The organism is Rhizobium sp. BK456, from assembly GCF_014194045.1.
In the GTDB taxonomy this organism is placed as follows: Bacteria; Pseudomonadota; Alphaproteobacteria; order Rhizobiales; family Rhizobiaceae; genus Rhizobium; species Rhizobium redzepovicii.
In genome coordinates, this window is the sequence record NZ_JACIAO010000015.1 from 96,828 (window position 1) to 109,594 (window position 12,767).

Genomic DNA, 12,767 nt, shown 5'->3' on the forward strand with positions numbered 1-12,767 from the left:
TGAGTCGTCAGCTGCGAGCCGGCGTGTGTTAACAAGTTGACTCCATAACTACTGTGCGGGGACTAATGTCGCCTTTTGTGCCCGCCGACCGTATAGATCGCCGCAGCGCAAACAACGACAATGCCCTCAATTAGCCCCTGGTAATTGGCGCCTAGATTGAGAATGTTGAATCCGTTGGTCAGGGAGTAAAGCAGCAAGGCGCCGCCGAGGGTCTTGACGACGCTGCCGGCGCCTCCGAACAAGGACGTGCCACCAAGGATGGCAGCCGCAATCACTGTGAGCTCAGCCCCCTGCAAGCCCGTTGGGTTCATGGAGCGAAGGCGTGCAGCAAAGAGAATTCCGGCAAATCCGGCGACACCACTGCAGAAGATAAAGGCGGCGAGCCGGTACATGGTGACATTGATACCGGATAAACGGGCCGCCTCGGGGTTGCCGCCGACAGCATAGATTTTCCGGCCGACGGTGGTGAAGCGAAGCACGAACCAGACGATAAGAGTGAAAATGGCAAGGTAGATAACCGGCATCTTGACCGAAATGACAAAGTCAGCCGCCCAGCAAAAGCCGACAAGAGCCGCACCCCACAGCAAGAGCCCGGCCCCGCGAGGCGTCAATCCCCTTTGCCTGAGAACGTTTTGAACCCCGCAGAGCAGCAGCACGCCGCCAAGAAGAGCCAGTATGATACCGATATCCAAGCGATTGGACTCGAAGGCTTTTAACAGTTCCACGGCTTCAGGCGACTGGACTGTCAGGGATGCCCCGTCCGTATAGATCAGAACAATGCCTCTAACAGCGGTCAAGGTCCCTAGCGTGACGATGAACGCATTGATGCCGAGGAACTGCACGATTGAGCCATTGACCAAGCCGACGAAAACGGCGACGCCCATCGAGAAGAAAACTGCAGGCACTAACCCCAATGAGTTCGCCGTTCCGACGAAAATCGCGGCCGACAATGCGCCAACGGAAGCAACAGAGAGGTCGAAGTTCCCGGTGATGAGAACAACAGTCATGGCAATCGCCATGAAAGAAATGAGCGATGCTTGGTATATCACGTTGGTGACGTTGATAATGCTGAGGTAGTTTGCGCGACCGAGATAAGTCGTCGTGAAGGACAGGATGACGACAAGGAGAAGGAGCGCGTAAAACACGCCCATCTCACGCAAGCCGAAAGTCTCACGCCAACCGCCACGGGTCTGTTGCATGGCGAGCTTTTCCCCATCATTGGGACCGTCGTCGGCTTGCTTAGTCTGCTTGAAAATTTCAGCCATGATCTCTCTCGGAATTCTTCGTTGTCAGCTCAGCTGCGTCGAAGCAGCCGTTGCTGCTCCAGCCTGTCCACCAGACAGAAGTACCAGCTCGTGTTCGGATGTGTCGGTGACCGCTCGTTCAGCGACGAAGCACCCATCGCGCATCACTAAGATGCGGTCGCAGACCGTCATCAGTTCCTCGAACTCCGACGACACGATGATCACAGCCTTCTTTTCAGAGGCGAGCTTGCGTACCAGGGCAAGGATATCTGCCTTTGCGCCGACATCGATACCCGCGGTCGGCTCATCAAGGAGAAAGACCGATACGTCGCTATAGAGCCACTTCGCGATCGTTACCTTTTGGGCATTGCCGCCACTGAGCTCGGTTACCGGAACATCCGGCGATTGCGCCTTGATGGAAAGTCTCTGGATAGCGTCACGGGCTCTTTCATATTCCTTGTCAAAACGCGGCAGCAGGCCGCCCGCCGAAACGCCTTCTAGCGCCGGCAGCGTTGTGTTGCGCCAGATTTCGAAGGAGGGAACAAGTCCCTGACGCATTCGGTCTTCCGGCACGAGCGCAATGCCCGCCTTTACTGCAGCACCAGTCGTTCCGCGAAGCTTCTTGCCTCTCAACACAACATCCCCGGTTGCCGCAGGGTCGGCTCCGAAGATGGCATGCAACAACTCACTGCGACCCGAGCCGAGCAAACCTGCTATTCCCACGACTTCACCTTCACGCAGATGGAGCGTTGTCGGCGCGAGCTTGCCCGGTGACGACAGGTTGCGCAATTCGAGCAGTTGCGGAAGCTCTCTGAGCTGATCCAGACTGCGCGCTCGAGACGTCGATTCCATCGCGGCAAGGCGGCGCCCGACGATTGCTTCAGCGATTTTTGCCTCATCAAGGTCGCAGGTCTGGGCGCGCAGGACGGCTTGTCCGTCGCGCAGCACAGTGACTTCGTCGGTCAGGGCGATGATTTCGTCTAGGAAGTGCGAGACAAAGAGGATCGCTTTGCTTTCACCTTGGCTCAGTCTACGGACGGTGCGGTAGACCAGTTCACGTTCCTCCGTCGCCAAAGACGCCGTTGGCTCATCCATGACGATCAGGTCCGCCCCTGAGCCGAGAGCCTGAAAAATAGCGACCATCTGGCGTGCTCCAATCGGCAGATCAGCGACCAAGACGTCAGGGTCCAGTCGATAGCCGACACGTTTACAGATCGTGTCGAAGTTGCGCCGCTGTTCGCGGGTCTCGCGCCATCGTCCCGGCGATCCTAAGAAGACGTTTTCCAGCACCGAAAGTGTTTCAACAAGTGGAATATGCTGGTGGATTGTCGCCACACCCCGATTGTTAGCATCTTTCGGGCTCGACCACGTTACCGCCTCGCCCCTCCAAAATATCTGCCCGGAACTTGGTTGGTAAGCACCGGATATGATCTTGATAAGGGTCGACTTCCCGGCGCCATTTGCCCCTAGAAGCCCGTGAACGCGCCCGCTAACAATCTCAAGATCGACACCTTGCAGGGCCACGAGGCTGCCAAAGGATTTGACGACCCTCTGAAGGCGCATGAGAATTCTTTTCTCGGTCACAGATTGTATCCCCCAGCGTCGATCGATCTGATTACGCTCCCAGTGACGGTCTGGTCGGCGGATCTGCGCGGCCGATCTCCTCCCCGTCGTGCTGTGGTCTTGACGTGTTCCAACTTCATAACCGCGCCTATCAACGCCAGCTCGAACCTAACTTAGCATGACAATATCCCGAAATGTGAGATTACGTCAACAGACTTGACGCCAGTCGTAGCTTAAAGGCGCTCATCTTACGGAGCACCACGACGCAACCGCGGCATGAAAAACCAAAGGGGATATTGACAATGTCTCGAATAATAAGATTATCTTACAGATGCGGTGCTGGAAGCAGCGCTCAGAAGAGGAGATGCGCCTGAGGCGCCATCTCTGAGTAAGCCCGCACAGCCGGCAATGCAGCGGCCGGAGGAGACGCTGCTGATTTTGGGAGGAACGAACATGTCATCAATCATCAGAGCAGCGACGATCGCGAGCACAGCAACGGCCTTGTCCTTTGCGTCCATTCCGGCGCAGGCGAAGGATGTGACGCTCGCTTTTGTCGTCACCAATTTTCAAAACGTTGCAGAAGTCAGCCAAGCGGATGGCTTTAAGAAGGAGGGCGAAAAGCTCGGTGCGAAGGTTTTGCTGATGGACTCCAAAGGCAGCGTCGAAAAGCAGTCCAATGCGATCGACGATGCTATTGCGCAGAAAGTCGACGGGATTGCCGCGATCGTCCTCGACAGTACGGTGGCAAAAAGCTGGGTCGACAAGGCCAATGCCGCAAATATCCCGTTCACGGCTGTCCTCGTTCAGGTTGGCGAGCCAAGCGCAAAGTGGAAGGACGTCTATCCGGGACTCGCATCGCTTGTCGGACGTGACGACTACCAGACTGGCGAGGAGCTCGCAGGTTTTGCGGCAAAGCAGTTCCCCACAGACCGTGCCGCGAAGGTGGGGATCGTCGAGGGCATGGCCGGCTATTCGACGGTCGTCAACCTGACGAACGGCTTCAAGGCGGGGCTTGATAAGGCCGGCGCGAAATATGAGGTCGTATCCTCCCAGCCGACTGATTGGACCCAGGCTAAAGGCCAAGAAGTGTGTCAGAATGCGCTGGTGGCCAATCCAGACATAGATGTTTTCTACGCTCACGCGGAAACAATGGCGGTCGGCTGCGCCGACGCGATCAGCGATGCCGGTTCAAAAGCCAAGGTCGTGACCGCGGCAGGCGGGCTGGCTGCCGGTGTGCCTTATGTGAAGTCCGGGCAGATTACGGCATCGGTCTGCGAGCTCTGGCGCGAATATGGCGCGGCTGGCGCAGACACGCTGTATAAGGCCGCAACGGACCCCAAGACCCCCAAGGCTCAGCTAGTCAGCATTCAACCTCCGATCTATAGCGCCAGCAATGTCGAGAGCTGCAAACCACAATGGTAAGCAGGTCTGCATGATCACCCGGGCGTTGCGCCCGGGTGATTCTGTCATCATTGGAGCTTCCGCGCATGACGGACCCGTCGCTTGATAACAAGCCGTACTCATTACCGGCGCTCTCGGAACGATCGGACAAGCCCTTGTTAGTCGCTATTACCAAGAAGGCGCCAACGTCATCGCGCTCGACCTCCCGCAGGGAGATTCAGCAAAGATTGCCGGCAAGGCGCGCTACCTTGGCTGTGATCTCGCCCATTTGGTTGCGACCGAACGCGCTATCAAAGGGTTGTTGGCCGACGAGGTGGGCGGCATCGATATGCTCGTCAATAAAGCCGCCCACACTACCAACAAGCCGTACGAAGACTATTCGGTTGCTGAATATGAGGAAGCGCTCAAGATTAACTCTTCTGCTGCTTTTGTTGTGACGCGCATATGCGCCGAAGGGATGAAAGCCTAACGCAGTGGCAAAATCATCTGCCTGACATCCCTCACCCTCAATGGTCAGTGGGAAGGCTTCGTGCCCTACGTCGCTTCGAACGGTGCGATGCTCGGTCTCGTCAAATCATTTGCGCGCGAGCTCGGCAAAAACGGCATCAACGTCAATGGCATCTCGCCGGGTGCCGTCATGTCGGTGCCGAGTGGAAGCTGTTTGAAGATCGACGCAAGGCGTACCACCAGTGGATTCTCGAACACCAATGCCTGAAGCCGCATCGAGCCGGATAACATTGCGGACCTCGCGGTTTTCCTGTCATCCGCTCAGTCCGACCTGATCACCGGACAGAACATTAGCTGCGACGGCGGCTGGTGACCTAGACGTCGTCGCAATGAGCGCACCATCACCTGTCCACTAGACGGCGAAGCTGTGCTGCAGGACCGTCTTGTACACCTGATATGCGTCAAGCGACGTTGGTCCACCCTCCCGCCCAATACCGCTATCTTTTACCCCGCCAAAGGGGGTATCGGAATCTGGCGTATCAAAATGGTTGATGGAAAGAGTTCCAACTTCCAGGCGACGCTCGATCGTTTCAGCCTCTGACAGTGAATTCGTAAACGCATAGCCAGCCAGTCCGACATGAACACTGTTGGCCACCGAGAGTGCGGCCTCAAGGTCAGGAACGGAAACGCACGACGCAATGGGGCTGAATGGCTCTACGGTCATTGCCTCCGCATCGAGCGGTGTATCGGCGATCAGTGTGGGTTCGAAATAAAAGCCACGATTGCTAATTGTCTGACCGCCAGTGACAATGCGAGCGCCGCGCTGAGACGCATCGCTAACGATCGCCTGCGCCGCGTCGAGGCGGCGAGCATTGGCGAGCGGGCCCATCTGAGCCTTCGGGTCAAAGCCGTCGCCGACCCGAAGAGCCTCAAGTGCGCCGCCGAAGGCGTCAACAAAGGGTCGGTAGACACGTTCGTGGATGATAAAGCGAGACACGGATGCACAGATCTGTCCAGAGGCGCGCGTTTTGGCCTCCGCCGCCATCACGGCGATCCTTTCAGCATCGACACCGGCGCTGACGATCACGGGCGCGTTCCCCCCAAGTTCCATCAATACGGGCTTCATCGCCCGCGCGGCCAGTTCCGTCAGGTGTTTGCCCACCTCTGTCGACCCGGTGAACGTGACGAGCCTGGAAATCGGCGAGCCGATCAGCGTGGTCGAGATTTCTGAGGGATTGCCGAAGACCAGATTGAGGACGCCGGGGGGAAGGCCGGCCTCCTCGAAGCAGCGGACGAGTTCAACAGCCGTACCTGGCGTTTCATTTGCCGCTTTGACGATGACCGAACATCCAGCGGCGAGTGCTGCGGACGTCTTTCGCGCGAAGGCACTCATCGGAACGTTCCACGGGGTGATCGCGATCACTGCTCCGACCGGTTGGCGCAGGATACGCTTTTGCAGGGTTGCATCGCCTGGCACGATCCATCCGTAACTTCTCAGCGCCTGTCCGGCTTCCCAGTCGTAAAATCGGCAACTACGGGTGATCTCTCCCTCAGCCGCCGCAAGCGTCTTTCCATGTTCAAGAGTGAGGATCTTGGCGATGTCGCTCACACGTTGCCGGATCAGGGACGTCGCCTTGCTGATAATTTCGGCGCGCTTGAGGGGGGCAGTGTCACGCCAGATCCTGAAACCCGCATCGGCACATTGGAGGGCCGACTCCAGGTCGGACAGGGTGGCTTTCGGAACCTGTCCAATAACGTTGCCGGTGCTCGGGTTGAGGACATCGCTCCACTTCTCGCGGTCAAAAATCCAGTTTCCGCCGATGTAGAGGCCGATTCTCGGATAAAGGCTTTGCTCGACAGCTTCGGAGGGACGTGCGGTAATCTCTCTCATGACATGCTCCTTTGCCGCATCTGACGTCGTCGCAGCGGTGTTTTTTCATCCGCCCGGCATTGCCCTGTGAAGAATGTCGAGACATGATGCATGATCGGTCTACGGTGCGTTGAGACGGCGATCGAATGCAGTCAGGCCCCGGCAGGCGCCGAGCGGCGCCGATGTAAAAACCGGCGGCATTGGCGAGAATGTCAAAAAATCCCGTATTATGCAACCATGCACTCCGGCTACCCGGCAGGAGCAGCATGAAAGAGTTGTGATACGCGGTTTCCGTCCTTAAAGGAAATCCCGCCAATTGACATCTTGTTCCAAAGTTGGTAGCTATGGCGAGATAGTGACGCGTCGCCTGGAGGGGTATCGCGTCAGGGCGGAGGCGGTTGGCCCGGGCCATGTTGAGGAGGCAACGATCATGACGACTGGCGATGCGCGTGTACTAGCATCAGATTTCATATTCCTTGAAGCGCCTCGATGGCATCAAGGCGCTTTGTGGGTCGCCGACGTCTTTGACGGCGTTCTCTACAAGGTGGATATGAGTGGGTCGAAAGAGGTTGTCCTATCACAGCTGCCGCCACGGCCAAACAGCATCAATTTCCTTCCTGATGGCACTCCTCTGGTGGTTTCCTCTGTCGCGCGCCAGATCAATCGGATTGTTGATGGGCGCCTTGAGCTTTACGCCGATCTCTCGCAGCATGCCACAGGCGACCTTAACGACTTCGCTGTCGATGACGCCGGGCGCCTCTATGTTGGCAATTTCGGCTATGACATTTTTGCAGGCGAGGCCATCAGACTGACGGACATCCATGTCATCGAACCGGGGGGTGGCGTAAAGTCTGCGGCAAGCGATTTGGAGTTCCCAAATGGCGCAGCCATCATCAATGGGGGGCGAACGCTTGTCGTCGCCGAGACCTGGTGTGGGAAACTGACGGCATACGATCGCGACCTCCGCTCGGGGACACTTTCCAATCGACGGCTGTTTGCCGATGTCAGGGGACGCCATCCCGATGGTATCTGTGCTGACAGGGAGGGGGCCATTTGGTTGCCGTCCTTCAATACCGGTGAAGTGTTGCGTATCCTCGAAGGAGGCCAGATCACCGACCGCCTGCAGTTCAACGGAAGTGCGATCGCGTGTCAGTTGGGAGGCCCCGACGGCCGAACCTTGTTCTGTACCACCTATGACGGGACACTGGAGGAGCAGCGGGACAGGAAGCGGCTTGGGCTTATCAATACCGTGCGCGTGGATGTTCCCCGCGAATAGATGTTCAAACGAAATTGTTCGGACCAGCGCCACATGGTCTGGTGGTAGCCGTTGGAGAAGATGATGATGAGCAGCCCTGTAAGCTATGATTTTGCCGGCAAGACGGTTTTCATTACCGGCGCCGGAAGCGGAATCGGTCGCGCCGCCGCCTTGACGTTTGCTGCCGCAGGTGCTGCCGTGGCGGTGGTTGATGTCAGCTCCTCCGCAGCATCAGAAACAGTCAAGCAAGTTGAAAGTGCGGGCGGTCGGGCGCGAGCAATGGTATGCGATGTGACGCAAGACGATCAGGTCGCCTCAGCGGTCAGAGAGACAGTCTCGGCGCTCGGGGGCCTGGATTTTGCTTTCAACAATGCTGGAATCGAGCAGGGCGTTGTCCCCTTGACTGAAGTGACTGAGGACCTGTTCGACCGCCTCTTCGCCATCAATGTCAAAGGCGTTTATTTGTGCATGAAGCATCAAATTCCGGTCATGACCAAACGAGGTGGTGGCGTCATCATAAACACGGCGTCGACTGCGGGTGTTCTGTCTATCCGCAACCAGGGCTCTTATTGCGCGACGAAGTATGCCGTCGTTGCCCTGAGCAAGTCGACAGCGCTCGAAGTGGCAGAACATCGCATCCGCATCAACGCTCTGTGCCCGGGCATTACCGACACGCCGATGATCGAGCGCGTGTCGGGAGGCACAGACGAGGGACGAAAGAGACTGATTGGGCAGGAACCTGTCGGGCGCTTTGCAAAGCCCGACGAGATGGCGCGCGCCGCCATGTGGCTGTGCTCGAACGACGGGGCGTTCGTTACCGGTGCAGCGCTCAATATCGACGGCGGGCAAAGTGCCGGTATCGGCTGATCGGCAATGCACAGATGAATACACCTGCAACATCGAGCGAAAATGACGATGATATCTCTTGACTTGAATTCGGCGGTCGTGCCCGTGTCCGGGGGCGCTTCCGGGATCGGGCTTTCAATCTGCCGGGCGCTGCGTGCTGAAGGCGCCAAGCCTGTACTTCTCGATGTTGATAAGGGTCAACTCGAAAAGACGCTGGAAGAGCTCTATCCCAACCAGGCGCATTCCCGCTTCGGTTACCTGGTCGATGTCAGCGACATGGTCGCCGTCGATGCCGCCTTCGCGCAAATTCATCATGACCTTGGTCCGGTTACCCATGCGGTCGCCAACGCCGGCATCGTTTGGCGCGGAAACCTTCTTGATATGCCGGTGGAGAATTGGAAACGGGTGATCGATATCAATGTCAATGGCGTCCTCCATGTGTGTCGAGCGGCAGCCCGCCATATGGTCGACAAGGATGGCGGTTCCATCCTGACCATGGCGTCCATCGGTGGGGTCCTCTCCAAGCCTGAGCGTGCGGCCTACACAACGTCAAAGGCGGCAATTGTGCAGATGACGCGAGCGATGGCGCTTGATTTCGCCGCGCACAACATCCGCGTCAATTGTATCGCGCCTGGGCTTATCAAGACGCCAATCCAGGAAGCGCAGGCTAAGGATTATGGTGAGGGTTTCGTCACCCAGCTGGCGGCCCGCGCAGCAATGAGGCGGCTTGGGGAACCCGAGGAAATCGCCAAGGTGGCGTTGTTCTTGCTCTCACATATGGCGAGCTACGTCACTGGAGAGACGGTGGTGGTGGATGGGGGCCTGAGCATCCACTACGCCTAGGGCCTGGCAACGATCCGGCGGGGTTCCTCCCAGCTCGCCGGCATGCCAGGCCCCCACTTCTTGAAACCGCCGGCTCCGCTCGTTGGCGAGTGGCTCCTGATATGAACGCAAGGTAGCGACGATGATCAACCTGCCCACCAGCGCATTTACCGAAGCCTTCCTCGGAACGAGCTTCCAAATATCGTACGTGGTTCGGGATCTGGAAGCATCGATACGCCTGTTCACTGACAAACTTCAGACGGGACCGTTCGTGGTCATCGAAGATGCCGCGTCCGACCGGATGATTGAATATCGTGGAGCTCAGAGCAAAGTGGGGCTTTCGCTCGCGTTCAGCTACGCCAACGATGTGCAGATCGAACTCATTTCGGTTCATGGTAACGGCTCGTCGCCATGGGCAGACTTCCTCAACGAGGGCCGGGAGGGTTTGCACCATCTCGGCTTCTGGCCGGAAAACTATGAGGAAAGTTGCGAAAAGCTGGAGGCTATCGGTTTTACCCGGGATTGCGCGATCAAGACCACGGACGGCGCCATCAGCTCCATCTACTTTAAAGCCCCAGCATCGCTCGGTCACTTCATCGAACTTGCGCCCAATACAGCCGGGCGGGTGCGCTATTTCCAAGGGATCAAGGCGCTTTCGCAGGCTTGGGACGGCGATCGTCCCGTCCGTCGCTACATAACACGCGAAGAATATCTTTCGTCGGCGGACTGCGTTTCAACGCCAGTGGAATGACTATGGAAACAGGAAAGTTAACTTCATGGACGAGATAGAAGGATTGGGCGAGGCTGTTATCCGCACCATCGCCATGCCCGCCGATACCAACCCTTCCGGCGACATCTTTGGGGGGTGGTTGATGGCGCAGATGGACCTGGCCGCTGGCAATATGGCTGCTCGTGTAGCCCGTGGGCGCTCGGCGACGGTGGCTGTCGAGGCAATGTCCTTCATGCGTCCCGTCAAGGTTGGTGATGAAGTCTCTCTTTTCGCCCGTCTCGAATCCACCGGCCGGACGTCGATGCGCATCTTCGTCCAAGCCTGGCGACGGGATCGCTACGGCGAACATCGTGAACAGGTAACGCATGCTACCTTTACATTCGTTGCCATTAACGAGAAGGGGCAGCCTAGACCACTTTCGCTTCTATGAGCGGCAAACCGGCGCCGATTCGAGAAAGGGCTTCTGGCTTTCGTAACCAAATGCTACAATATGAGATAAATTTACATGCGAAATCCTTGACTGAAAGGTGTTGGGTGAGGCCGCGGCGGAGGACGAAAGCCGCTAAATGCTTGGTCGATCGATTTTTGGGAGGAACTGATGGAGAGAAGCTTCTTGGTAACCCGAGATTTCATGGCGGGATGTCTCTTCGTGATACTTGGCCTGGCGTTCCTATGGGGGGGGTCACAATACAGTTTTGGAACGGTCCAACAAATGGGACCGGGATACTTTCCTGTCGTCCTCGCGTTCCTCCTTATCGCGCTTGGACTCGTCATCGCCCTTAAGGCCATCATCGCGATAGGCGAACCGATCTCCGGTCTGAATGTCAGAGGCATCGTATTCGTCCTAGGTGCGACGTTGGCTTTTGGCCTGCTGATGCGACCCGCTGGGTTGCTGATTTCGGTATTCGTGCTCGCGGCCATTGGCGCAATCGCGAGCGCTCAATCCAAGATCAAGGGCGCCGCGCTTCTTGCCACGGCCTTGTCAGCTTTCTGCGTCCTTGGTTTTTGCTACGCGCTCGGAATGCCTTTTGCGGTGTTCGGCTATTGGTTCAGGTAGGAGGAAGACAGTGGATCTCCTGACACATCTTACCATTGGCTTTGAAGCCGTGTTGACACCAGTCAATCTCGGCTATTGCTTCCTGGGCGTTTTCCTGGGCACGCTGATCGGTGTATTGCCTGGCCTTGGCCCGATGCCCACGATCGCAATGTTGCTGCCCGTCACATTTGCCCTGTCGCCTGTCACTGCGTTGATCATGCTGTCAGGAATTTACTACGGGGCGCAGTATGGGGGGTCGACGACAGCAATCTTGATCAATCTGCCCGGCGAGTCTTCGTCTGTGGTGACGGCGCTCGATGGTTACCAGATGGCGCGCAAGGGCAGAGCCGGGGTGGCCCTGGCAGCAGCGGCAGTCGGATCATTCTTCGCGGGCACTGTCGCGACATTCGTGCTGGTACTCGTTGCGACTCCCCTCGCCCATATGGCGTTGAAATTTGGTCCCGCTGAGTACTTTTCGATGATGTGCCTTGGCCTCGTCGCTTCATGTGTGCTGGCACGCGGCTCTCTCATCAAGGCAATCGCGATGATCGTCCTTGGACTGCTCCTCGGACTGGTTGGGACTGACGTAACGACAGGCGCGCTTCGCTATACGCTCGGCATTCCGGACCTCGAAGATGGGATTGATCTGGTTATCGTGGCGATGGGCATGTTCGGGCTGAGCGAGATTATCCGAAACCTCGAGCATGCTGAACACCGGGAAACCGTGGTTACCAAGGTCTCCGGGCTGCGACTCAGTTTGCAGGATCTTAAGCAAATGGCGATGCCCGTGCTACGCGGAACGGCACTCGGATCGATCCTCGGCGTGCTGCCAGGTGGGGGCGCTATGTTGTCGTCTTTTGCCTCCTATGCGCTTGAGAAAAAGATTGCCAAGAGGCCTCAAGAGTTCGGTCACGGCGCCATTCAGGGCGTGGCGGGCCCGGAAAGCGCAAACAACGCTGGTGCGCAGACGTCGTTTATCCCGATGCTGACCCTGGGCATCCCTTCGAACCCGCTCATGGCCTTGATGATGGGAGCGCTTATCATTCAGGGCATCCAGCCAGGGCCTACTGTTATGGTTGAACAGCCGGAGTTATTCTGGGGTGTGATCGTATCGATGTGGATCGGCAACCTGTTTCTCGTGATCCTCAACCTGCCACTGATCGGCATTTGGGTGAGGTTGTTGACCGTGCCTTATCACGTTCTCTTCCCCGCCGTTCTGGTCTTTTGCGGGATCGGTGTCTACAGCCTTGGAAACTCGGGCTTCGATGTCGGCTTGCTCGCGCTCTTCGGCTTGGTTGGTTACATATTTGCGAAGCTCGATTGCGAACCCGCCCCGTTGATTCTCGGCTTCATGCTCGGTCCAATGATGGAGGAAAACCTTCGCCGCGCGATGCTGTTGTCGCATGGCAACGCGCTTGTCTTTGTCGAGCGGCCGATCAGTGCAATCCTTCTGGCTCTGGCCCTAGCCTCGGTATTGCTGATTGCGCTACCGAGCCTGCGCCGGACACGCGAGGTCGCTTTTACCGAAGATTGATGGTGTCAAGGAAGAGATA

Annotated in this window: 11 protein-coding genes and 1 pseudogene; 9 read left to right on the plus strand and 3 right to left on the minus strand. The window is 57.4% G+C overall.

All coding sequences use genetic code 11. The features are described from left to right. Window positions 1–62: 62 nt before the first annotated feature. Window positions 63–1,199, minus strand: coding sequence for an ABC transporter permease (locus FHX03_RS31130; RefSeq protein ID WP_409565194.1), 1,137 nt, complete (start codon window positions 1,197–1,199; stop codon window positions 63–65). A 90-nt stretch (window positions 1,200–1,289) separates the two neighbouring features. Then, a complete protein-coding gene (locus tag FHX03_RS31135) occupies window positions 1,290–2,828 on the minus strand; it encodes a sugar ABC transporter ATP-binding protein (protein ID WP_312865350.1) in 1,539 nt (512 codons plus the stop codon). 432 nt (window positions 2,829–3,260) lie between these two features. Between FHX03_RS31135 and FHX03_RS31140 the strand changes: the two genes are divergently transcribed. Both FHX03_RS31140 and FHX03_RS31145 read left to right on the plus strand, forming a co-directional pair. After that, on the plus strand, window positions 3,261–4,229 hold the full coding sequence (locus FHX03_RS31140) for a sugar ABC transporter substrate-binding protein (RefSeq protein WP_183856977.1): 969 nt from the start codon (window positions 3,261–3,263) through the stop codon (window positions 4,227–4,229). A 100-nt stretch (window positions 4,230–4,329) separates the two neighbouring features. After that, window positions 4,330–5,028: pseudogene (locus FHX03_RS31145) on the plus strand (SDR family oxidoreductase). Between the two features lie 39 nt (window positions 5,029–5,067). Here the strand turns inward: FHX03_RS31145 and FHX03_RS31150 are convergent. Continuing rightward, entirely contained in the window at window positions 5,068–6,546 is a 1,479-nt protein-coding gene (locus FHX03_RS31150; protein WP_183856979.1) for an NAD-dependent succinate-semialdehyde dehydrogenase, read from the minus strand. 409 nt (window positions 6,547–6,955) lie between these two features. Here FHX03_RS31150 and FHX03_RS31155 point away from each other — a divergent pair, with 409 nt between their 5' ends. The 7 genes from FHX03_RS31155 (at window position 6,956) to FHX03_RS31185 (ending at window position 12,748) form a co-directional block, all read left to right on the plus strand. Continuing rightward, entirely contained in the window at window positions 6,956–7,801 is an 846-nt protein-coding gene (locus tag FHX03_RS31155; protein WP_183856981.1) for an SMP-30/gluconolactonase/LRE family protein, read from the plus strand. A 66-nt stretch (window positions 7,802–7,867) separates the two neighbouring features. After that, window positions 7,868–8,647 (plus strand): glucose 1-dehydrogenase, encoded by a 780-nt coding sequence (locus FHX03_RS31160; RefSeq protein ID WP_183856983.1) that lies wholly within the window; start codon window positions 7,868–7,870, stop codon window positions 8,645–8,647. 42 nt (window positions 8,648–8,689) lie between these two features. Continuing rightward, complete coding sequence (locus FHX03_RS31165; RefSeq protein WP_183856985.1) at window positions 8,690–9,469, plus strand: SDR family NAD(P)-dependent oxidoreductase; 780 nt, start codon at window positions 8,690–8,692, stop codon at window positions 9,467–9,469. Window positions 9,470–9,590: 121 nt separating this feature from the next. Then, window positions 9,591–10,199, plus strand: coding sequence for a VOC family protein (locus FHX03_RS31170; RefSeq protein WP_183856987.1), 609 nt, complete (start codon window positions 9,591–9,593; stop codon window positions 10,197–10,199). Between the two features lie 25 nt (window positions 10,200–10,224). Continuing rightward, window positions 10,225–10,608 carry an acyl-CoA thioesterase gene (locus tag FHX03_RS31175; RefSeq protein WP_183856990.1) on the plus strand — a complete coding sequence of 128 codons (384 nt, stop codon included), beginning with the start codon at window positions 10,225–10,227 and terminating at the stop codon, window positions 10,606–10,608. Window positions 10,609–10,776: 168 nt separating this feature from the next. Further along, the gene (locus tag FHX03_RS31180) at window positions 10,777–11,235 is read left to right on the plus strand and encodes a tripartite tricarboxylate transporter TctB family protein (protein ID WP_183856992.1); all 459 of its coding nucleotides are present in this window, start codon (window positions 10,777–10,779) and stop codon (window positions 11,233–11,235) included. 10 nt (window positions 11,236–11,245) lie between these two features. Beyond that, window positions 11,246–12,748 carry a tripartite tricarboxylate transporter permease gene (locus FHX03_RS31185; RefSeq protein ID WP_183856994.1) on the plus strand — a complete coding sequence of 501 codons (1,503 nt, stop codon included), beginning with the start codon at window positions 11,246–11,248 and terminating at the stop codon, window positions 12,746–12,748. The last annotated feature ends 19 nt before the right edge of the window (window positions 12,749–12,767 follow it).

Excerpts from the sequence above, each read along its gene's own strand:
- FHX03_RS31165 (WP_183856985.1), top strand. The coding sequence starts at position 8,690 with ATGACGATGATATCTCTTGACTTGAATTCGGCGGTCGTGCCCGTGTCC.
- FHX03_RS31130 (WP_409565194.1), bottom strand. The coding sequence starts at position 1,199 with ATGCAACAGACCCGTGGCGGTTGGCGTGAGACTTTCGGCTTGCGTGAG.
- FHX03_RS31150 (WP_183856979.1), bottom strand. The coding sequence starts at position 6,546 with ATGAGAGAGATTACCGCACGTCCCTCCGAAGCTGTCGAGCAAAGCCTT.
- FHX03_RS31170 (WP_183856987.1), top strand. The coding sequence starts at position 9,591 with ATGATCAACCTGCCCACCAGCGCATTTACCGAAGCCTTCCTCGGAACG.
- FHX03_RS31180 (WP_183856992.1), top strand. The coding sequence starts at position 10,777 with ATGGAGAGAAGCTTCTTGGTAACCCGAGATTTCATGGCGGGATGTCTC.
- FHX03_RS31160 (WP_183856983.1), top strand. The coding sequence starts at position 7,868 with ATGAGCAGCCCTGTAAGCTATGATTTTGCCGGCAAGACGGTTTTCATT.
- FHX03_RS31175 (WP_183856990.1), top strand. The coding sequence starts at position 10,225 with ATGGACGAGATAGAAGGATTGGGCGAGGCTGTTATCCGCACCATCGCC.
- FHX03_RS31140 (WP_183856977.1), top strand. The coding sequence starts at position 3,261 with ATGTCATCAATCATCAGAGCAGCGACGATCGCGAGCACAGCAACGGCC.
- FHX03_RS31155 (WP_183856981.1), top strand. The coding sequence starts at position 6,956 with ATGACGACTGGCGATGCGCGTGTACTAGCATCAGATTTCATATTCCTT.